The sequence below is a fragment of the Ideonella flava genome, assembly GCF_051857595.1.
Lineage (GTDB): Bacteria > Pseudomonadota > Gammaproteobacteria > Burkholderiales > Burkholderiaceae_C > Ideonella.
This window is the reverse complement of the sequence record NZ_JBPZHD010000021.1, coordinates 24,289-44,694: the sequence shown is the minus strand read 5'-3', so window position 1 is coordinate 44,694 and position 20,406 is coordinate 24,289. Positions and strand designations below refer to the sequence as shown.

Below are 20,406 nucleotides of genomic sequence, written 5' to 3'. Positions count from 1 at the left end.
GAGCGACCGACCCGAGCTGACGGCGGCCAAGATCATCGTCTCGGGCGGCCGGGCGATGGGCTCGTCGGAGAAGTTCAATGAGGTGCTCACGCCGCTGGCCGACAAGCTGGGCGCCGCGCTGGGTGCCAGCCGCGCTGCGGTGGACGCGGGCTACGCGCCCAACGACTGGCAGGTGGGCCAGACCGGCAAGATCGTCGCGCCGCAGCTGTACGTGGCCTGCGGCATCTCCGGCGCCATCCAGCACCTGGCCGGCATGAAGGATTCGAAGGTGATCGTGGCGATCAACAAGGATCCCGAGGCGCCGATCTTCAGCGTGGCCGACTACGGGCTGGAGGCGGACCTGTTCACGGCTGTGCCCGAGCTGATCGGCACGCTGGGCTGAAGGGAGTCGACGTGCTCGACCTGGTGCTCGGCGGCGCGCAGTTCCTGGACGGCCCCGCCGGGCCGATCGAGGTGCTGATCGACCTGCCGAAAGCGCAGCTTCGTGGCGTGGTAGTCGTCGCTCATCCCCAGCCGCTGCTCGGCGGGAATGCCTTGCACAAGGTCCCGCAGTTCCTCGCGCGCGGCCTGGCCGAGGCCGGCTGGCTCGTGGCGCGGCCCAACTTTCGCGGCGTGGGCAGCAGCGCCGGCACCCACGACGGCGGCATCGGCGAGACGCAGGATGTGCTGGCGCTGTGCCGCGCCCTGCGTGAGATGCAAGCGCCGCAGCCGCTGGCGCTCGTGGGCTTTTCGTTCGGCGCCTTCGTGCAGGCCCGTGTCGCGCGTGCGCTGGCCGACGCCGACGCGCCGGCTCGACGCGTGGTGCTGGCGGGCATGCCGTCCGGCGAGGTCGACGGCGGTCGCCGCTACGACACGCCCGAGGGCATCCCAGACGCGATGGTCGTGCACGGCGAGCGCGATGAGCGCGTGCCCTTGCAGGCGGTCTTCGACTGGGCGCGGCCGCACTCTCAGCCCGTGGTCGTCGTGCCGGGCGCGGACCACTTCTTCACCGGGCGGCTGCCCGTGTTGCGCTCGCTCGTCCTGTCTCACCTCGCCTCTGCCTGACCCTCATGCCCACCGCCCATCACGCCACTCTCGCCGAGGCCCGCAGCCTGCTCTTCGTGCCCGGACACCGGCCGGAGCGCTTCGCCAAGGCACTGGCCAGCGGCGCCGATGCGGTGGTGGTCGACCTGGAAGACGCCGTGCCTGCCGAGCTCAAATCGGCCGCGCGCCAAGCCATCCTGGCGTCATGGAGCGGGCTGCGTTCCGCCGGCGTGCCGGTGGTGATCCGCGTCAACGGCCCGTCGACGGCCTTCGGCCGCGAGGACCTCGCCGCCCTCGCCGCGCTGGCACCCACTCCCGTCGCCGTGATGGTGCCCAAGGCCGAGTCCGCCGTCGACTTGGAGGCCGTACGCCAGGCGCTGCCCGGCGCAGCCCTGCTGCCGCTCGTCGAGAGCGCTGGCGGGCTCGAGGCGCTGCGCGACATCGCCGGTTCCGAAGGCGTGCTGCGCCTGGTGGTGGGTCACATCGACTTCATGGCCGACACCGGCCTGCGCTGTTCACCGGACGAGCGCGAGCTGGATCCGCTGCGCTTCGCGGTGGCGATGCAGACGCGGTTGTATCGCCTGGCGAGCGCCATCGACGGCGTCACCACGTCCATCGGCGACGAAGAGCGTCTTTGCACCGACGCCCGCCGCGCCTTGAACTTCGGCTTCGGCGCCAAGCTGTGCATTCACCCTGCGCAGGTTGCAGGGGTGCACGAGGCGCTGGCGCCCACTGCCGTCGAGATCGACTGGGCCAGGCGGGTGGTGGCGGCCGACGAGGCGGCCGGTGGCGCCGCGGTGCAGCTCGATGGCCGCATGGTCGACGCGCCGGTCGTGCTTCAGGCGCGACGCGTCCTGCGTGTAGCGTCGCGGCCGGCGCCATCGCGCAATGCGTCGAGCGCCGCGGGCAATGAAGGGTGAGCTCGTTGCGTGCTCCACGCCACGGCCATCGTCACCACGTCGACCTTCTCCGCCAGCGGGCGCATCGCCACGTTGTCGGGCGCCAGCAGCGCGCCCACCGTGCACCTGATCTCGCCGGATGTTCATGTACGGCGAGCAGAATGCTTCGCTTTCGTACCTGCAGCACATCGAGGCGCAAGGGGTTCGCCTGGCGGAGATCCCGTCCTGCGGGCACTTCCCGATGTACTCGAACCCCGTCGCGATGTGGCGGGCCATCGCGAACTTCCAAGGGGAGCGCTCCGCATGATCGACCACCTGGATCACCTGGTCCTCACGACGGCCCACGAGGCGGCCTGCATCCGCTTCTACACCGAGGTGCTGGGGATGCAGCTGGAGACCTTCGTCGGCGGCACGCCGGCCGTCGAGCGCAAGGCCTTCATCTTCGGCCAGCAGAAGATCAACCTGCACCTCAAGGGCCAGGAGTTCGAACCCAAGGCCCACACGCCGGTGCCCGGCGCGCTGGACCTGTGCTTCATCGCCAGCGTGCCGCTGGACCACGTCATCGCGCGCCTGCAGGCCGCCGCCGTGACGATCATCGAAGGCCCGGTGATGCGCACCGGCGCCACCGGCCGGATCCGCTCGGTCTACGTTCGCGACCCCGACCTGAACTTGATCGAGATCTCCGAGCTGGCGCCCTGAGTCGGCGCGTTGGGCGCGGCTATGCTCGCGGCTTCGATTCAGAACCGAAGCGGAGCGAGCCATGAAGACAAGAGCAGCCGTCGCCTGGAAGGCCGGCGCCCCCCTGACGATCGAGACAGTGGATCTCGACGGCCCGCGCGAAGGCGAGGTGCTGGTGGAGATCAAGGCCACGGGCATCTGCCACACCGACTACTACACGCTGTCCGGTGCGGATCCCGAAGGCCTGTTCCCCGCCATCCTCGGCCATGAAGGCGCCGGCGTGGTGGTGGATGTAGGGCCGGGCGTGACCACGCTGCGCCCCGGCGACCACGTCATCCCGCTCTACACGCCGGAGTGCCGGCAGTGCAAGTTCTGCCTTTCGCGCAAGACCAACCTGTGCCAGCGCATCCGCGCGACGCAGGGCAAGGGCCTGATGCCCGACGGCACCAGCCGCTTCTCGATCGACGGCCAGCCCATCTTGCACTACATGGGCACCTCGACCTTCAGCAACCACATCGTCGCTCCCGAGATCGCGCTGGCGAAGATCCGCGAGGACGCGCCCTTCGACACCGTGTGCTACATCGGCTGCGGCGTGACGACGGGCGTGGGCGCGGTGATCTTCACCGCCAAGGTCGAGGCGGGGGCCAACGTGGTCGTCTTCGGCCTCGGCGGCATCGGGCTGAACGTGATCCAGGGCGCGAAGATGGTCGGCGCCGACAAGATCATCGGGGTCGACCTGAACCCGGGGCGCGAGGCCATGGCCCGGCGCTTCGGCATGACGCACTTCATCAACCCCAAGGAGGTGCCCAACGTCGTCGACGCGATCGTGCAGCTCACCGATGGCGGTGCCGACTACAGCTTCGAGTGCATAGGCAACACCACCACGATGCGCCAGGCACTGGAGTGCTGCCACAAGGGCTGGGGCCAGAGCATCATCATCGGCGTGGCCGAGGCCGGTGCCGAGATCAGCACGCGGCCCTTCCAGCTGGTGACCGGCCGGGTGTGGAAGGGCTCGGCCTTCGGCGGCGCCCGCGGCCGCACCGATGTGCCGAAGATCGTCGACTGGTACATGGAGCGCAAGCTCAACATCGACGACCTGATCACCCACCGCCTGAAGCTCGAGCAGATCAACGAAGGCTTCGAGCTGATGAAGCGCGGTGAATCGATCCGCTCCGTCGTGCTGTTCTGAAGGAGCGACGTCGATGATCGAGACGCTCAGCGAACACGCCTGCTTCGGCGGCGTGCAGGGCTTCTACCGGCACGAGTCCGCGCAGATCGGGGCGCCGATGCGCTTCGGCATTTACCGGCCGCCGCAGGCTGCCGACGGCCCGGTGCCGGTGTTGCTGTACCTGGCGGGGCTGACCTGTACTGAAGAGACCTTCGCGATCAAGGCCGGCGCGCAGGCCCATGCCGCGCGGCACGGGCTGATGCTCGTGACGCCGGACACCAGTCCGCGCGGCACGGGCTTCGAAGGCGCCACGACCGATTGGGATTTCGGCGAGGGCGCCGGCTTCTACATCGACGCCACCGAAGCCCCGTGGGCCGCCCGGTTCCGCATGGAGAGCTGGCTGATCCAGGAGTTGCTGCCGCAGGTGCTGCAGCACTTCGGCGGCGCGCCGGGCCGGGTCGGCATCTTCGGCCATTCGATGGGCGGCCACGGCGCGCTCACCCTGGCATTGAAACACCCGGGGCTGTTCCGCAGCGTTTCGGCCTTCGCGCCCATTTGCGCGCCCTCGCGCGTGCCGTGGGGCGAGAAGGCCTTCGGGCGCTACCTCGGACCGGATCGCCGGCAGTGGCTGAAGCACGACGCCGCGGCGCTCATCGAGGCCGGCGGCCGCACCGTGCCGGTGCTCGTCGACCAGGGCCTGTCGGACAAGTTCCTGGCCGAGCAGCTCAGTACTGACGCACTGGAGCAGGTCTGTGTCCGCGCCGGCCAGCCGCTGACGCTGCGGCGCCATGCCGGCTATGACCACGGTTATTACTTCATCGCCAGCTTCATCGCCGACCACCTGGTGCACCACGCCGAAGCGCTGGTGGGCTGAGCCTGACGTGCCACGAAATGTGGCAGTCTGATGACGGCCCCGGCGGATCAAGGGCTTGCAAGCGCCTCGCCCAGCTTATCCACAGCCTTGTCCCCCAGGACGGTGGACATCGGCGGACCGGCCGGGAGCCCGGATCACTCAGCCTCTACCACAGCTTGCACGTGCACCACGGCCGGCGGTGATGCGAAATACGGGCCGACCAGGCCACGCCAGTCCTGGAACTCCTGCGAACCGCGGAAGTGGACGGTGTGGTCCTCCAGCGTCTCCCACCGCACGATCAGCAGGTAGCGCGAGGGCTGCTCGATCACCCGCTGCAGCGTGAGGCCGTGGCAGCCCCTGGAGCGCAGGAACAGCGGCGTCGCCTGGCGCACGCCGGCTTCGAAGTCGGCCTCCCGGCCGGGCTGGATGTCGAGGGTGGCGATTTCGAGGATCACGGGGTCTCCTGGGGCGGTCGGTCGGATCACCGATGTTAGGTGGCATCGATGCCGTGGCCGCAGGCATTGGGAATCCGGCGTCTTGCCTCCACAATCGCGCCACCCCACTAACGGAGGATGAGATGAAGCAATACGGTGCGGAATTCATTGGAACGTTCTGGCTCGTCCTGGGCGGTTGCGGCAGTGCCGTGCTCGCTGCGGCCTTTCCCAACGTGGGCATCGGCCTGCATGGCGTCTCGCTGGCCTTCGGCCTGACGGTGCTCACGATGGCCTTTGCCATCGGCCACATCTCGGGCTGCCACCTGAACCCGGCCGTCTCCGTCGGCCTCTGGGCCGGCGGCCGCTTTCCCGCCTCCAAGCTCGCTCCCTACATCGCGGCCCAGGTGCTGGGCGCCATCGCGGCGGGCGGCGTGCTGTATGTCATTGCCAGCGGCGCGCCGGGGTTCGATGTCTCGAAGGGCTTCGCCTCCAACGGCTACGGGGCTCACTCGCCCGGCGGCTACTCCTTGCTGGCCGCGCTGGTCACCGAGGTGGTCATGACCATGTTCTTCCTGCTCGTCATCCTCGGTGCCACGGACAAGAGGGCCCCCGCAGGCTTCGCGCCCATCGCCATCGGGCTGGCGCTGACCCTGATCCACCTCATCAGCATTCCGGTCACCAACACCTCGGTCAACCCGGCGCGCAGCACCGGGGTGGCGGTCTTCGTGGGGGGCTGGGCCGTGGCTCAACTCTGGCTGTTCTGGCTGGCGCCCATCGTCGGCGCAGTGATCGGGGCAGCGATCTATCGGGTCATCGGCAGCGAGGAGCGCGCGTCCCCGGCCATCGTCTCGGCTGCCGCCCAACCTACTCGTTAGGAGCGTTCCATGAAATCGATGCTTGTCTGCGTGGCCCTTGCCACGGTTTCGGTCAACGCCCTGGCGGCCAAGTCCTGCGAAGAACTGAAGGCGGAGATCACCGCCAAGGTGGAGGCCAAGGGAGTCAAGGGCTACTCGCTGGAGGTCGTGCCTGCCGACCAGGCGGGCGAGCGCAAGGTCGTGGGCACCTGCGACCGTGGCGCGAAGAAGATCGTCTACAGCAAGAAGTGAAGTCGGCACAGGAGAGAGGCTCCTTCAGTGGTCCAGGCGGGATGACGCCTAGCTCTATCCGGACCCGCGCGGTCCGGGAGGCTGAAGCCACGCCGACTCATGCTTGAACCCGGCGAGTTCACCGGCTTTCCGCTGGCCGTCGTCCTGCGTATCCTCAGAGTCCTCTGGTGGCTCGCGTGGGACCTCTGCTTCGAGACCGTAGGCTGGGCCATCGGTTGGCCGATCTGCAGACTGGCTTCGCTGGGCCGATTCCCGCGCGAGCGGTACCTCGAGCCGGGCTCTGCGGAAGGCTCCACGGCCTTCTTCGTGGAGCTCATCGGCCTGCTCGCCCTGGCGGCGCTCATCGCGTACCTCTCGGGGCATGGGCCGATCTGACGCCAGGGTGATGCGCATGGAAGAATTCCGCATGGCGTGGCCACGTGCTTCTCTCGTCTGACCTGGGACGACCGCGCACCATGCCATCGGCCAGGGTGCACGCAGCGGTGATGTTGGACCTGAGCACCCCCTCAACCGTTCGGCCTGAGCCTGTCGAAGGCGAGACACCTGGGCAGGGGGCCCTCCGACAAGCTCCAGGGTGAACGGGTTGGCGCTCGCCGCCGCGGCCCCCGCGACCGCGGCGTCACGCCGGCCGCCATCGAAGATCGGCAGCGACAGCAGAGCGCCCGCGCCCCGCGGCCGGGTCGACCACTTGAACAGGTCGCCGAGTCCTGCTGAGTCAACCCGGCGGCGCGGTGATGACCCGCAAAGCCGCATGCAGCGCGGGGTGGTCGGCGGCGTCGATGCCGTGCGCATCCAGCGCGGCTTCGATCTTGCCTGCGGCCGTCGTCGCCCATTCCATTTCGTGCAGGGCGGCCAGATTGGATGGCCGGGACGCGGCCTCGGCCAGGTGGGTGAGCAGGCCCACCACGTGGGCGGGGGCCACGCTGCCGGCCTCGAGCTTGGCCAGGCGCAGCGGAATCATGATCGACGCGAACTGCATGACCAGGGGCGTCGAGGTCTCGCCGAAGCTTTCGTCCACCAACCGGGTCATGGTGTCGCGCTGCGTGGCGAGGCCGTGGGCATTGACGACGTTGTTCAGGGCGACGTGGTCTCGCGTGGCCGCTTCGAGAACTGCCTCGCACTCCTGCAGCATCCGCTGCTGGTCTTGCGGCGCCACGTTGCCGGGATCCTCGGTGAGCTGGTGGGCTGCACGGGTCATGTGCCGGACGGTCTCGAATGCCGCATGCGTGGCCGCGGCCAGGGCGCGGCCGGAGCCGGGCGAGGCGGGCGTGTTCTGCAGAGCGCCGACGAGCGCTTCCCGGACCGCCAGGGCCTCCAACGGTGGCATGGCCGCATGGGCGGCCACGAAGCGCAGCGCGAGTGTCTGGAGCGCTTCGGTGCGGAAGCTGCTGGGTTCGGCCCCGCCAATCAGGCCGAAGCCGTGCGCGAACTCCGCCGCGGTCCGTGCCGTCCCCACGGACGGAAAGAGCTGGCCGATCTGGCCGTAGCCCGTCAACTCCGCCATGGCGCCGTGATTGGCTTTGCTCGTCGAGGCAAAGGCCACCGCAGACCGGGCATCCAGGAACCGGCCGATGTGGCGGTGGACGTCCGGGGGAAGCGAGGCCAGCGACGTCCTGGGCGGTATGTCGGATGCCGTCGAGCCCCGTGTGGGTGGGCCGTCGGGGTTGGCCGCAGGGCTTGGAGTTGAGGCCGGCGGCGCAACGCTCCGGGCCGCTGCCGGCAATGGCGAAGCGGCCGGGGCGCTGGAGGTGTGACGTGGGCTGATGGGGACCATGCTGACAGCTCTTGGCGTAAAGCTGCAGCGTGCCCGGTACCCTCGGTGACCACTGCGGTTCAGCGAAGCGCGCGCCGTCGATCCGAAGGCGCCAGGCGCATCGGTCAGGCACCGCCCTCGTTCGCCTGCCATCCCCCGCCCAGCGCGCGCACCAGCCCCACGGTCGCCTGGAAGCGAGCTGCCCGCACTTGCAGTGCCTGGCGCCGGTTGGCCAGTTCGCTGCGCTGCGCATCGAGCAGCTCGAGCTGGCTGACCAGGCCGTTGCGATAGCGCGAGTCGGATAGAGCCGTCGCGCGGCTGGCCGAGGTGACGGCCTGGCCCACCGCGTCGGCCTGATCGTTCAGCAAGCGCAGCGAGGCGAGTTCATCCTCCACGTCGCGGAAGGCGACCAGCACCTGCTCGCGATAACCGGCGGCTGCCTCGTCGAGTTGCGCCGCCGCCCCCGCGACCGCGGCGTCACGCCGGCCGCCATCGAAGATCGGCAGCGACAGCAGCGCGCCCACGCCCCATGCCCGGGTCGACCACTTGAACAGGTCGCCGAGGTCCGGCGAGGCGTAGCCCCCGTTGGCCGTGAGGGCGAGGTCGGGGAACCAGGCCGTCTGCGCGATGCCCAGCCGGGCCTGCGCAGCCAGCAACGAGCGCTGTGCGGCGGACACATCAGGACGGCGCGCCAGCACGGCTGCGGGCACGCCGGCCGGGATGGTGGGCAGGGTGCCGTCCCACTGAGGGGCCTCGGCGAGCGAGAAGCCGGAGGCCACCTCGCCCACCAGCACCGCGAGCGCGTGCTCGAGCGTGGCGCGTTGCCGGTCGAGCGCCAGCGCCTGCGAGCGCGTCGCGGCGACCTCCGAGCGCACGCGCGCCAGGTCCAGCTCGGCGATGTCGCCGGCCCGGTAGCGGCGATCGACGAGATGCTCGGTCTCCTCGTACGCAGCCACGGTCTGGCGCACGAGGCGCCGCTCAGCGTCCAGCGCCCGCAGCGCGAAGTAGGACTGGGCGACCTGCGACTGCACGAGAAGGCGAGTGCTCTGCAGCAGCGCCTCGCTGGCCGCCGCGTCGAGCCGCGCGGCATCGCTGGCCTTGGCGATGCGGCCGAAGAGGTCGACCTCATACGACAAGGTGGCGCTGACAGTGCCGACCGTGCCTGCGGTGCCAGCCGCCTGCGCCATGGCGCCGCCTTGCCTCGTCACTTGCGCTGCGGCGCCGAGCTGGGGCCAGCGGTCGGCATCGGCGCTGCGCACGAGCGAGCGTGCCTGCGCCAGGCGCGCCGCAGCCAGTTGCAGGCTGGTGCTGTCGCGCTCGGCGCGGGCGACGAGGTCGTCGAGCACCGGGTCGCCGAAGGACTTCCACCAGGTGCCGCGCGCTTCTCCTTCAGCCGGCGGGGCGACGGTCCAGCGGCCGTCCGCCGGGGCGAGCTGCTGTTCCTTGAACGCCGACGGCGTAGAGGGCATCGCGTGCGACGGCTCGCCGGGCGCGGTGGCACATCCGGCCAGGATCAGCGCCGCGACCAGGGGAAGCAGGGGACGAACGATTGCGTGTGTCATGGGGTGGTTCTCACTCATGGTCGGCCCTAGGCGCGGCGATGACCGGCTTCACCGAGCCGCCGGAGCCGGCGAAGGCCTCGACATGCGGCACCGTGCCGTGCAGCTTGAGGGTACGGTTGCCGGCGAGCCGGCGTAGCAGCACGTAGAAGACAGGCGTGAGGAACAGGCCGAAGGCCGTCACGCCGATCATCCCGGTGAACACGGCCACGCCCATGGCGCGGCGCATCTCCGAGCCGGCGCCGGTGGACAGCACCAGCGGCAGCACGCCCATCACGAAGGCCAGCGAGGTCATCAGGATCGGGCGCAGGCGCAGCCGCGCGGCCTCCACCGCCGCCTGCAGCGGGGAGCGGCCGGCGAACTCCAGCTCGCGGGCGAACTCCACGATCAGGATCGCGTTCTTCGCCGACAGGCCCACCAGCACCATCAACCCGATCTGCGTGAAGACGTTGTTGTCCCCGCGCGAGAGCCAGACGCCGGTCATCGCGGCGAACAGCCCCATCGGCACGATCAGGATGATGGCCAACGGCAGCGTGAGGCTCTCGTACTGCGCGGCCAGCACCAGGAACACCAGCAGGATGGCCAGCGGGAAGACCCACGCAGCGGAGTTGCCGGCGAGGATCTCCTGGTAGGTCAGCTCGGTCCACTCGTAGGTGATGCCCTTCGGCAGTGTCTCGGCCGCGATGCGCTTGACGGCGTCCTGGGCCTGGCCGGACGAATAGCCCGGCGCGGGGCCGCCGTTGATGTCGGCCGAGAGGAAGCCGTTGTAGCGCATGGCCCGCTCCGGCCCGACCGTGGGCGAGACCTTCAGCAGCGCCGAAAGCGGCACCATTTCGCCGGTGGACGAGCGCACTTTCAATTGGCCAATGTCCTCGGCCTTGGCTCGGTACTGCGCATCGGCCTGCACTCGCACCGAGTAGGTCCGACCGAACTTGTTGAAGTCGTTCGCGTACAGGCTGCCGAGGTAGACCTGCATGGTCTCGAAGATGTCGGTCACGGCCACGCCGAGCTGGCGCGCCTTGGTGCGGTCCACGTCGGCGTAAAGCTGCGGCACGTTCACCTGGTAGCTGGTGAACAGGCCCGCCAGCTCGGGCGCGGTCTGGGCCTTGGCCATGAAGGCCTTGACCGCGCCGTCCAGCGCCTCGTAGCCGAGCGAGCCACGGTCCTCCAGCTGCAGCTTGAAGCCGCCGGTCGTGCCCAGCCCCTGCACCGGCGGAGGCGGGAAGATCACGACGAAGGCGTCCTGGATCTGCTGGAACTGCTGGTTCAGCGCGCCGGCGATGGCGCCTGCGCTGTTGGCCGCGCCCGGGCGCTCGTCGAAATCCTTCAGCGTCGCGAAGACGATGCCGGAGTTGGCGCTGTTGGTGAAGCCGTTGATCGACAGGCCGGGGAAGGACACGGCATGGTCCACGCCGGGCTGCTTCGTCACGATGTCGCTCATGCGGCGGATCACGTCCTCGGTGCGGTCCAGCGTGGCGCCGTCGGGCAGCTGCGCGAAGCCGATCAGGTACTGCTTGTCCTGGGCCGGCACGAAGCCCTTGGGCACGACGTGGAACAGCGCGAAGGTGGCCGCGGCCAGCGCGAGGTACAGGCCCAGCATCACCGACTTGCGGGAGATGGCCCGCGTGACGCCTGCGCTGTAGCCCTCGGCCCCGCGGCGGAAGAGCCTGTTGAAGCCGGCGAAGAAGCGGCCGAAGACCTTGTCCATGCCGCGGGTCAACGCATCCTTCGGCGCGTCGTGGCTTTTGAGCAGCAGGGCGGCGAGCGCGGGCGAAAGCGTCAGCGAGTTGATTGCCGAGATGACGGTCGACATCGCGATCGTCATCGCGAACTGGCGGTAGAACTGGCCGGTCAGCCCGCTGATGAAGGCCAGCGGCACGAACACCGCCACCAGCACCAGCGCGATCGCGATGATCGGGCCCGAGACCTCTCGCATGGCGCGGTAGGTCGCTTCGCGCGGCGAGAGGCCGGCCTCGATGTTGCGCTCGACGTTCTCCACCACCACGATCGCGTCGTCCACCACGATGCCGATCGCGAGCACCAGGCCGAACAGGCTCAGCGCGTTGATCGAGAACCCGCCCAGGTGCATGACCGCGAAGGTGCCCACGACGGACACCGGCACCGCCAGCAGCGGGATGATGGAGGCGCGCCAGGTCTGCAGGAACAGGATCACCACCAGTACCACCAGCGCGATCGCCTCCAGCAGCGTGTGCACGACCGACTCGATCGAGGCCCGCACGAACTGCGTGGGGTCGTAGACGATCTCGTAGTCCACGCCGTCCGGCATGGTCTCCTTGATCTCCTTCATCACCGTACGCACGTTGTCGGAGATCTGGATCGCATTGGAGCCGGGCGCGGCGAAGATGGGCACCGCGACGGCCTCCTTGTTGTCCAGCAGCGAACGCAGCGAGTAGCTGGAGGCGCCCAGCTCGATGCGCGCGATGTCGCGCAGGCGCGTCACCGCGCCGTCGGCACCGGACTTGACGATGATGTCGCCGAACTCCTCCTCGCTTTGCAGGCGGCCTTGCGCGTTGACCGAGAGCTGCAGGTCCACGCCCGGCAGGCCCGGCGAGGCACCGACCACGCCCGCCGCGGCCTGCACGTTCTGGCCGCGGATGGCGCTCACCACGTCGCCCGCCGAAAGGCCGTGCTGCGCCACCTTCTGCGGATCGAGCCAGACGCGCATGGAGTAGTCGCCCGAGCCGAACAGGCCCACGTCACCCACGCCTGCCACGCGGGCCAGGCGATCCTTGACGTTGAGCAGCGCGTAGTTGCGCAGATAGGTCGAGTCGTAGCGGCCGCTCGGCGAGAGCAGGTGCACGACCATGGTCAGGTCGGGCGCGCTCTTGACGGTGGAAAGGCCGAGACGGCGTACCTCCTCCGGCAGGCGCGGCTCGGCCTGGGCGACGCGGTTCTGTACCAGCTGCTGGGCCTTGTCGGGGTCGGTGCCCAGCTTGAAGGTGACGGTCAGCGTCATCAGGCCGTCGGTGGTGGCCTGGCTGCCCATGTAGAGCATGCCTTCGACGCCGTTGATCTGCTCTTCCAGCGGGGTGGCCACCGTCTCGGCGATCACCTTGGGGTTGGCGCCAGGGTAGTTGGCGCGGACGACGACTTGCGGCGGCACGACCTCGGGGTACTCCGAGATCGGCAGCCCGCGCACCGCGATCAGGCCCGAGATGAGCATGAGCAGCGAGAGCACGCCGGCGAAGATCGGCCGGTCGATGAAGAACTTGGACAGGTTCATGGCTTGGTTCTTTCTCTTGAGTCAATGTGGCTTGGCCACTTGACTCAATCCCCTTGGGGGGCGGACGACGTATGTCGTCGGGCTGGGGGCGCTCTCAAGCCAATGTGGCTTTGCCACTTGGCTTGATCCCTGGGGGCGGGAATGACGCAGTCATTTCCTTGGGGGGCTCAGGACTGCTTGCCGGCTTCGCGCGCGGCGGCGACTTCGGGCTTGGCGTCCATTGCCACCGGCTGCGGCGCGAGCAGAGCGCCGGGGCGAACGCGCTGCAGGCCGTTGACGACGATGCGCTCGCCGGGTTGCAGGCCGCGGCTCACGATGCGCAGGCCGTCGACCTGCGCGCCCAACGTCACCTCGCGGTAGGCGGCCTTGTTGTCCTGGTCCACCACCATCACGAACTTCTTGTTCTGATCGGTGCCGACGGCCCGCTCGTTGACGAGCACGGCCTCCTGCGCCTGCGACTGGCCCAGGCGCAGTCGGGCGAACTGGCCGGGGATGAGCTGGCCGCCGGCGTTGTCGAACACGGCCCTCACGCGCACCGTGCCGCTGCGGGCGTCGACCTGGTTGTCCACCAGTTGCAGGTGGCCCTCGATGGGCGTGTCGGCCATGTCGGCCGTCCCCATGCGCACGGGGATCTTCTCGATCGAGCCGCGGGCGCTGCCGCCGCCGGAGGACAAGCCGCGCAGCGCGCGGGTCACGACCTGCTCGTCGGCGTCGAAGCTGGCGTAGATGGGGCTCACCGAGACCAGCGTGGTGAGCACCGGGGCGCCGGGGCCGGCCGAGACCAGGTTGCCGACGGTGATCTCCAGCTTGCCGACGCGGCCCGCGACCGGCGCGCGCACCTGCGTGTAGCCGAGGTTCAGGCGGGCGCTCTGCAGCGTGGCCTGGGCGGCGCGGAGGTTGGCCTCGGCCTCGCGGCGGGCGTTGGCGCGCTCGTCGAAGTCGCGCTGGGAGATGGCGTGCTCGTCCCACAAACGCTGGGCACGCCCGAGGTCGCCTTCGGTGTAGGCCTGGCGCGCCTGGGCGGCCGCCACCTGCGCTTCTGCACGGGCGACTTCAGCCTCGTAGGGCGCCGGGTCGATGGTCAGCAGCAGGTCGCCCTGGCGCACCAGCGCGCCCTCGCGGAAGTGCACCGCCTGCACGGCGCCGGCGACGCGCGAGCGGATGTCCACGCGCTCCACGGCCTCCAGGCGGCCGGAGAACTCGTCCCAGGTGTTGACCGTGCTTTGCGAGACCGTGGCCACCGAGACCGGCGTGGCCGGCGGTGCGGCGGGCGGCGTGTCGGCCTGCACGCCGGTCTGCAGTCCGAAGCTGACCAGCACGGCGGTGGCGACCGCAGACAGCGCGGCGCCGGCCGCCCAGACGCCGTGGCGGCGAGAGGAGGGCAGCTTGGTGGAAGAGGCAGGGGATTCGGGCTTCATGGGGTGCTCCTTGGGATGTCTTGACCCGTCGCGAGCCGGCGCTTGTCATTTATTCCATATCGCTCGCTACGGAATGAGGACGCAATGTAGCCACGAGGGAATTCCCCCATGATCGAAATAGCTATCGATCGTTATGAATTAAACTTGCTGCCAGGAAACTGACATGTCCATCCCCAAGAACGACGGAGACAAGCCCGTGGACAAGCCGACCAAGGCACGCGGACGACCCCTGTCCTTCGACCGCGAAGCCGCGCTCGAAGCCGCGATGCACGTGTTCTGGGAATACGGCTACGAAGGCGCCACCATCGCCGAGCTGACCGGCGCAATGGGCATCACGCCGCCCAGCCTGTACACCGCCTTCGGCGACAAGGAGCACCTGTTCTGGGAGGCCATCGAGCGCTATGTCGACGGGCCCGGCAGCGGCGTCCCGCGTGCGCTCGCCGAGGAGCCCACGGCGCGCGGCGCGATCGAGCGCCTGCTGCGCGAAGCCGCGCATGAGCAGACCCGCTCCTCGCACCCCAAGGGCTGCATGGTCGCCATGGCGACGATGAATTGCACGGTGGCCTCGGCGCACGTCCAGGCAGCGATGGCCAAGCGGCGCAGCGCCGCGGAGGCGGGCATCCGTGAGCGCATCGCACGGGGCGTGCGCGAGGGCGAACTGCCTCCCGACACCGATGCAGCCTCGCTGGCGAGGCTGTTCAGTGCCGTCTACGGAGGCATGTCGATCCAGGCCAAGGACGGCGCGACCAAGGCACAGCTGCTGGCCACGGTCGAAGCGGCGATGCGGGCCTGGCCGGAAGCTCCGGCTCCCGCGCCGGCCACCAAGCGATCGAAGGCGCGCTGAAGCTTGTCGGGCTCAGGCGGCGGACTTCGCTGCCGGGCCGAGGCCTATTGGCGCCGGCACGGCGTTGGCGATGCGGCTGAACAGGGCCTGGTACTCGGCCTCCGGCGGATGGCCGGTCAGCGGGTCGCGGTTGGCGCCGAAGGCGGCGTCCAGCTCGGCCCAGTCCTCGGCCGTGAGCACCCGCTCGGCCAGCGGCAGGATCTGCTCTTCCTCCAGCCGCATGTGGGCCATGTAGAAGTCCACGTAGCGGTGGGCGGCCTGGTCGAAGGCGGCGCGCCGGGCTTCGCCCATCATTTCGTAGGCCAGCAAGGCATGCTCCAGCGAGCGGATGGCCTCTTCGCCCTTGGCATGGTCCTCGTCCAGCCGGTCCAGCAGCGCCCCGGCCTCGGCCGTGCGCTGGCGCAGCTTCGGGAACAGCAGCGTCGATTCCTTGTGGTGGTGGCGCTTCTCGGGGAATTCGTCGACGTAGAACAGCATGGAGCGCAGCGCGCCGAAATCCGGCGCCGTACGGTCTCGCGTGGCCTGGGCGAGCAGCAGCAGGATGGAGCGCAGCATGGCTGCCAGCGCAGCGTGCTCTTCGTGCAGGATTCGCAAGGTGGCGGCCGTCATGGAATGTTCCCGTCAGATGACTTGGCCAAGGTTCGCATCCGGGCTCGCCACCGGCCTTGCCGCAGATCAAGCCAGCGCGCGCCGGCCACGCAGCAGCATGGGCGCTTCCCTCATAACCCCTGGGCGGCCATAAGCGCTACGATCTTCGGTCCGGCCCTGCCTTCGTGGGGCCCGATCGAGACGGAGGCTTCCACATGTCCCTGCGCATCAACGACACCGCGCCCAACTTCACGGCGCAAACCACCCAAGGCCCGATCGACTTCCACCAGTGGATCGGCGATTCCTGGGCGGTACTGTTCTCGCATCCCAAGGATTTCACGCCCGTGTGCACCACCGAGCTCGGCTACATGGCCAAGATCGAGCCGGAGTTCAAGAAGCGCGGCGCCAAGCTGATCGGCCTGTCCATCGACCCGGTGGAAGACCACGAGCGCTGGGCCCACGACATCGAGGAGACGCAAGGCGCGGCCGTCAAGTACCCGATGATCGGCGACACCGACCTGAAGGTGGCCAAGCTCTACAACATGCTGCCTGCCGAAGAGCCCGGCACCTCCGCCGGCCGCACCGCGGCCACCAACGCGACGGTGCGTTCGGTCTTCATCATCGGCCCGGACAAGCGCATCAAGCTGATGCTCACCTACCCGATGACCACCGGCCGCAACTTCGATGAAGTGCTGCGAGTCCTGGATTCGATGCAGCTCACGGCCGCCCACAAGGTCGCCACCCCCGCGAACTGGAAGCAGGGCGAGGACGTGATCATCGCCGGCTCCGTGTCCGACGAAGACGCCAAGACGCTCTTCCCGCAAGGCTGGAAGACCGTGAAGCCCTACCTTCGCGTCGTCAAGCAACCTAAATAAGGGCCCCCACGCCCCCTACCGGGGGCTGCCCCCAGGGTCACGAAGGGACCCTTCGGTTCTCTGGGGCTCGCCTCGAGCGGACCGGCAGAGCCGGATCCGCGCACGCCCGTGAAGGGCCCCGCTCCAAGGAGCGGGGCCGTTAGTTTCTGGCGTGGGAGAGCTGGAAGCGTTCTACTTCGGCGCGGCCGGCCAGCACCTCGGCGATCTGCGGCAGGGATGCCGCCCGCGAGGTGGTCACGGCGACGGCGACGAAGCGCCATTCGATCTGCTCGGGGTCGCCGCTGATGGTGATCGAGCCCCGGGCCAGTTCGTAGCCGCTGGAGGCGGCCCATCCGGACACGATCGCTTCCGTCGGCCTATAGCCAGCCGTGAAGCGCACCTGGACGGCGATGGCATGGCGCGAGGGCAGGTTGCCCTCGATGCGCGATCCCCACATCATCAGCGCCGCTGACAGCAGGGCCAGCAGGATGGCGGCGCCGTAGAAGCCTATGCCCACCAGCACCCCGATCGCGCAGGAGGCCCAGATCGAGGCCGCTGTGGTGAGGCCGCTGATGTTCAGCCCCTCCTTCATGATGACCCCGGCGCCGAGGAAGCCGACCCCGGTGACGATGCCCTGCACCACGCGCGTCGGATCCATCACGCCGAGCACCGTGGCATGGCCGCCGCCATACCAGTGGTCGGGATAGCCGGCGAACACGGTCAGCGCGGCCGAGGCCATGCAGACGATGCCGTACGTCCTCATGCCGGCCGCACGGCCGTGGTACGAGCGCTCGTAGCCGACCAGCAGCCCGAGCGCCAGGGCGCCCAGCAGGTTCAGGAAGACGACGGCGTTGACCTCGAGCGCCGAGGGCGACCAGAAGCCGGCAAGCCAGTCGGGGGTCAGCATCCGCGCATTGTCATCCCGCGGTATCGCGGGTCTCGACGCCGGCGCGGCTCCCGATGCGCGGCCGCCACACGCCGGTGACGAGCGAAGTGCCGACGAGGACCACGGCGCAAGCGACCAGCATCGTCGCGTTGACTGCCTCGCCCAGGAACAGCCCGCCCCAGGCGATGGCGAAGCCCGGGATGAGGAAGGTGACCGACAGGGCATTGGTCGACCCTATGTTCCCGATGAGCCGGAAGAACAGGACGTAGGCGACCCCGGTGCACAGCAGCGCCAGGGCGATCGCCGCGCCCCAGGCGTGGCCGCTCGGCGGCACGTCGGGCCAGCGCCACAGCACCAGCGGCAGCAGCACGATGGCGGCGGACAGCTGGCTGCCGGCCGCCAGCGCCATCGGCGGCACGCCGGTGAGCCAGCGCTTGGTCATGCTGGCCGCCAGGCCGTACATCAGCGTCGCCGCCAGGCAGGCCAGCACCGCCAGGCCGCTGCTGGCACCGCTCGCATCCGGCTTGAAGCTCGCCTTGTCCCAGGCCAGCCAGAGCACGCCGGCGAAGCCGATTGCAAGGCCCACCATCTTGTGCCCTCCGGGCTTGTCGCCCAGCCAGGCCCAGGCGATCAGCACACCCATGAGCGGCGTGGTGGCGTTGAAGATCGACGACAGGCCGCCGGTGATGGCCAGCGCCGCGTAGCTGAAGCACAGGAAGGGCAGGGCGGAGTTCGCGATGCCCACGAGGGCGATGGCGCGCCAGTTCGCCTTCAGCGCCGGCCATTCGCCGCGGTGGGCCAGGATGGGCAGCAGGAACAGCGACGCGCCGATGACTCGCAGCCCCGCCAGCGCGATCGGCCCGAACTCCCCGGCACCCATGCGAAGGAAGAGGAACGAGGCCCCCCAGATGGCCGCCAGGACCAGCAGTTCGATCAGGTCGCGCGGCTTCATGCGGGCAGGGCCTCCAGCGTTCGGGTGGCACGAAGTATCGCCGTCGATGGCCGGCCCTCGCGGGCCAGCAGATCCCGCTTGCGCGGCAGGCCGCCGGCATAGCCGGTGAGCGAGCCGTCGCTGCCCAGCACGCGATGGCAGGGCACGATGATGCTCAGCGGATTGCGGCCCACCGCAGTGCCGACGGCGCGGCCGGCCTGGGGCCTGCCCAGCGCGCGCCCCAGCGAGGCATAGGTGCTGGTCGCGCCGCAGGGAATGTCGAGAAGCGCCTGCCAGACCGCCTGCTGGAACGGCGTGCCCTGCGGGTCCAGCGCCACGCGGAAGCGCGTTCCGGCGGCATCCTGCCAGTACGCGGCCAATTCGCGCGCGGCCTGGGCGATGAAGGGGTCGCCTGCATCCTCGGGCGCGGCCAGCAAGCCGGGATGGTGCGCCTGGTCGCTGAACCAGCAGCCGGCCAGTCCACGGGCCGTGGCGGCCAGCAGCGTCGGCCCCAGGGGGCTGGGGAGGGTGGCCTGGGCGACGAGGAGCGAATCGAGTCGGAGGGAATTCATGCGGGGACCTCTTCGGTGGTGGGCCGCGCCGGCGTGGCCGCCAGCGAATGCCACAGTTGCATCACAGCGTACGAGCGCCACGGCCGCCATGCTTCGGCGTGGGACGAAGCTTCGGCCGCGCTCGCCACGCCCAGGGCGCGCAGCACGCCGATGTCGCTGGCCGGGAAGGCATCCGGCCAGGCGAGCACGCGCAGGGCGACGAGCTCGGTGGTCCACGCGCCTATGCCCGGCAGTTCTCGCAAGGCGGCCAGCGTCTCGTCCATCGGCGCGGTGGGGCTCAGGTCGACACGGCTTTCGGCGGCCGCCCGCGCCAGGGCCTGGATGGCAGCGACACGCGTGCGCACGATGCCGAGCGTGCCGATGTCCTCGGCCGAGGCTGCGGCCAGCGCCTCGGCCGTGGGAAACAGGTGCGTCAGGCCGCCAAACGGCGTGGCGACAGCCTCGCCGAAGCGCGCGACGAGACGGGCCGCCAGCGTGCAGGCCGCGGCGACGGTGACCTGCTGCCCGAGGATGATGCGAACGGTCGTCTCGAAACCATCGATGCAACCGGGCAGTCGCAGGCCGGGCCGCAAGGGCAACGGCAGCGCCGACAGCGCGGCATCGATGGTCGCGGCTTCGGCGTCCAGGTCCAGCAGATGGCGCAAGCGCTCGATGACCGCGCCCAGCACCGGCGCGAGGCTGGGGCTGACGGTGGCGCAGGCCTGGTGCGCCTCGGCATCGAAGCGCAGCGCGAGCCACCCCGCGTGGCGCTGGCCCCGCGCGTCGGTCAAGGCGAGAGTGCGCCGCCACGTGCCTGCCTGCACGGCCTCGACGCCCGGCAATGGCCGGGCCGCGAGGAAGGCCAGCATGGCCTCGGCGTCGTAAGGCGGGCGCCAGGCCAGGCGCACGGTGACCGGTTCGTTGCGCTGCGCTTCATGGCTGTTCGCCGATCGGCGCAGGGCGGTGGGCGAGAGACGGTAGCGCTCCACGAAGGCCGCGTTGAAGCGGCGCAGGCTCGCGAAGCCGCTGGCCAGCGCAACGCCGGTCACCGGCAACTCGGTGTCGGTCAGGAGGCGCTTGGCCAGCAGCAGGCGCTGGGTGGCGAGCCAGTCCATCGGGCTGACGCCGTGCGCGGCCTGGAAGACGCGGCGGAAATGCCGGTCGGTCACGCCCAGGCGGCGCGCCACCTCCGGCAGGGCGATGTCATGGCCTTGCGCCACCGCGTGCTCTATCAGGCGAGCGCCGGCACGCGCCAGCGCCTGCGACGAATCGGCCACGGCCAGCCCCGGCGCCAGTTCCGGCCGGCAGCGCAGGCAGGGGCGAAAGCCCGCGACCTCCGCGCTCGCGGCATTGCCGAAGTAGCGGCAGTTCTCGCGCCTGGGCAGGCGCACTCGGCAGACCGGCCGGCAGTAGACGCCGGTGGAGGTCACGCCGACGAACAGGCGGCCATCGAAGCGTGCGTCGTGCGTCTGCAGCACCCGGTAGGCGGCGTCCGCATCCTGGGTGATCGCATGGGTCGGGGCGGTGTCCATGGCGGCCATCATAGGCGCCGCATCCCCCGCGTCTGGCCGTTTTCGGACCTGTTCCTGAAGCGGACCTGCGGGCCCTCTCCGCCCC

Annotated in this window: 21 protein-coding genes and 1 pseudogene; 12 read left to right on the top strand and 10 right to left on the bottom strand. The window is 69.8% G+C overall.

Annotated elements, in window-relative coordinates; all coding sequences use genetic code 11:
* The 7 genes and pseudogenes from ACS5PM_RS31750 to fghA all read left to right on the top strand — a co-directional run.
* The coding region (locus ACS5PM_RS31750; protein ID WP_439392111.1) for an electron transfer flavoprotein subunit alpha/FixB family protein at positions 1-382 on the top strand (382 nt) is incomplete at its 5' end.
* An 11-nt stretch (positions 383-393) separates the two neighbouring features.
* A complete protein-coding gene (locus ACS5PM_RS31745; RefSeq protein ID WP_439392109.1) occupies positions 394-1,044 on the top strand; it encodes an alpha/beta hydrolase in 651 nt (216 codons plus the stop codon).
* A 5-nt stretch (positions 1,045-1,049) separates the two neighbouring features.
* Positions 1,050-1,943, top strand: coding sequence for an HpcH/HpaI aldolase/citrate lyase family protein (locus ACS5PM_RS31740; protein WP_439392108.1), 894 nt, complete (start codon positions 1,050-1,052; stop codon positions 1,941-1,943).
* Between the two features lie 115 nt (positions 1,944-2,058).
* Positions 2,059-2,229 (top strand): annotated as a pseudogene (locus tag ACS5PM_RS31735) (alpha/beta fold hydrolase); the annotation flags it as partial.
* Positions 2,226-2,621 (top strand): VOC family protein, encoded by a 396-nt coding sequence (locus ACS5PM_RS31730; RefSeq protein ID WP_439392106.1) that lies wholly within the window; start codon positions 2,226-2,228, stop codon positions 2,619-2,621. The pseudogene ACS5PM_RS31735 and the gene ACS5PM_RS31730, both read left to right, overlap by 4 nt.
* Before the next feature lie 61 nt (positions 2,622-2,682).
* A complete protein-coding gene (locus ACS5PM_RS31725; RefSeq protein WP_439392105.1) occupies positions 2,683-3,789 on the top strand; it encodes an S-(hydroxymethyl)glutathione dehydrogenase/class III alcohol dehydrogenase in 1,107 nt (368 codons plus the stop codon).
* 13 nt (positions 3,790-3,802) lie between these two features.
* Positions 3,803-4,642, top strand: coding sequence for an S-formylglutathione hydrolase (fghA, locus tag ACS5PM_RS31720; protein ID WP_439392104.1), 840 nt, complete (start codon positions 3,803-3,805; stop codon positions 4,640-4,642).
* Between the two features lie 134 nt (positions 4,643-4,776).
* On the opposite strand, the gene ACS5PM_RS31715 is transcribed toward fghA, so the two are convergent.
* Positions 4,777-5,076 (bottom strand): antibiotic biosynthesis monooxygenase family protein, encoded by a 300-nt coding sequence (locus ACS5PM_RS31715; RefSeq protein ID WP_439392102.1) that lies wholly within the window; start codon positions 5,074-5,076, stop codon positions 4,777-4,779.
* A gap of 122 nt (positions 5,077-5,198) precedes the next feature.
* On the opposite strand from ACS5PM_RS31715, the gene aqpZ reads away from it, so the two are divergent.
* The 3 genes from aqpZ (at position 5,199) to ACS5PM_RS31700 (ending at position 6,536) form a co-directional block, all read left to right on the top strand.
* Entirely contained in the window at positions 5,199-5,930 is a 732-nt protein-coding gene (gene aqpZ, locus ACS5PM_RS31710) for an aquaporin Z (RefSeq protein WP_439392100.1), read from the top strand.
* Between the two features lie 9 nt (positions 5,931-5,939).
* Complete coding sequence (locus ACS5PM_RS31705) at positions 5,940-6,161, top strand: DUF1161 domain-containing protein (RefSeq protein WP_439392099.1); 222 nt, start codon at positions 5,940-5,942, stop codon at positions 6,159-6,161.
* Between the two features lie 99 nt (positions 6,162-6,260).
* The gene (locus tag ACS5PM_RS31700) at positions 6,261-6,536 is read left to right on the top strand and encodes a hypothetical protein (RefSeq protein ID WP_439392113.1); all 276 of its coding nucleotides are present in this window, start codon (positions 6,261-6,263) and stop codon (positions 6,534-6,536) included.
* 340 nt (positions 6,537-6,876) lie between these two features.
* Here ACS5PM_RS31700 and ACS5PM_RS31695 read toward each other — a convergent pair whose 3' ends face one another.
* The 4 genes from ACS5PM_RS31695 to ACS5PM_RS31680 form a co-directional block, all read right to left on the bottom strand.
* Positions 6,877-7,665, bottom strand: coding sequence for a hypothetical protein (locus ACS5PM_RS31695; RefSeq protein ID WP_439392098.1), 789 nt, complete (start codon positions 7,663-7,665; stop codon positions 6,877-6,879).
* A gap of 374 nt (positions 7,666-8,039) precedes the next feature.
* Positions 8,040-9,476, bottom strand: a complete 1,437-nt coding sequence (locus ACS5PM_RS31690) for an efflux transporter outer membrane subunit (protein WP_439392096.1) — start codon at positions 9,474-9,476, stop codon at positions 8,040-8,042.
* A 10-nt stretch (positions 9,477-9,486) separates the two neighbouring features.
* Positions 9,487-12,717 (bottom strand): efflux RND transporter permease subunit, encoded by a 3,231-nt coding sequence (locus tag ACS5PM_RS31685; protein WP_439392095.1) that lies wholly within the window; start codon positions 12,715-12,717, stop codon positions 9,487-9,489.
* Positions 12,718-12,884: 167 nt separating this feature from the next.
* Positions 12,885-14,135 (bottom strand): efflux RND transporter periplasmic adaptor subunit, encoded by a 1,251-nt coding sequence (locus ACS5PM_RS31680; RefSeq protein ID WP_439392094.1) that lies wholly within the window; start codon positions 14,133-14,135, stop codon positions 12,885-12,887.
* A 163-nt stretch (positions 14,136-14,298) separates the two neighbouring features.
* On the opposite strand from ACS5PM_RS31680, the gene ACS5PM_RS31675 reads away from it, so the two are divergent.
* The gene (locus ACS5PM_RS31675) at positions 14,299-14,979 is read left to right on the top strand and encodes a TetR/AcrR family transcriptional regulator (RefSeq protein WP_439392093.1); all 681 of its coding nucleotides are present in this window, start codon (positions 14,299-14,301) and stop codon (positions 14,977-14,979) included.
* A gap of 12 nt (positions 14,980-14,991) precedes the next feature.
* Here ACS5PM_RS31675 and ACS5PM_RS31670 read toward each other — a convergent pair whose 3' ends face one another.
* Entirely contained in the window at positions 14,992-15,588 is a 597-nt protein-coding gene (locus ACS5PM_RS31670) for a hemerythrin domain-containing protein (RefSeq protein ID WP_439392092.1), read from the bottom strand.
* 194 nt (positions 15,589-15,782) lie between these two features.
* On the opposite strand from ACS5PM_RS31670, the gene ACS5PM_RS31665 reads away from it, so the two are divergent.
* Positions 15,783-16,442 (top strand): peroxiredoxin, encoded by a 660-nt coding sequence (locus ACS5PM_RS31665; RefSeq protein WP_439392090.1) that lies wholly within the window; start codon positions 15,783-15,785, stop codon positions 16,440-16,442.
* Positions 16,443-16,581: 139 nt separating this feature from the next.
* Here ACS5PM_RS31665 and ACS5PM_RS31660 read toward each other — a convergent pair whose 3' ends face one another.
* Genes ACS5PM_RS31660 through ACS5PM_RS31645 form a run of 4 tightly spaced genes read right to left on the bottom strand, consistent with a single transcriptional unit; the run spans position 16,582 to position 20,321 of the window.
* Positions 16,582-17,328, bottom strand: a complete 747-nt coding sequence (locus ACS5PM_RS31660) for an MgtC/SapB family protein (RefSeq protein WP_439392089.1) — start codon at positions 17,326-17,328, stop codon at positions 16,582-16,584.
* 10 nt (positions 17,329-17,338) lie between these two features.
* Positions 17,339-18,259, bottom strand: coding sequence for a DMT family transporter (locus tag ACS5PM_RS31655; RefSeq protein ID WP_439392088.1), 921 nt, complete (start codon positions 18,257-18,259; stop codon positions 17,339-17,341).
* A complete protein-coding gene (locus ACS5PM_RS31650) occupies positions 18,256-18,810 on the bottom strand; it encodes a methylated-DNA--[protein]-cysteine S-methyltransferase (protein ID WP_439392087.1) in 555 nt (184 codons plus the stop codon). The genes ACS5PM_RS31655 and ACS5PM_RS31650 overlap by 4 nt, the downstream gene beginning before the upstream one ends.
* On the bottom strand, positions 18,807-20,321 hold the full coding sequence (locus ACS5PM_RS31645) for an AlkA N-terminal domain-containing protein (RefSeq protein ID WP_439392086.1): 1,515 nt from the start codon (positions 20,319-20,321) through the stop codon (positions 18,807-18,809). The genes ACS5PM_RS31650 and ACS5PM_RS31645 overlap by 4 nt, the downstream gene beginning before the upstream one ends.
* Between the last annotated feature and the right edge of the window lie 85 nt (positions 20,322-20,406).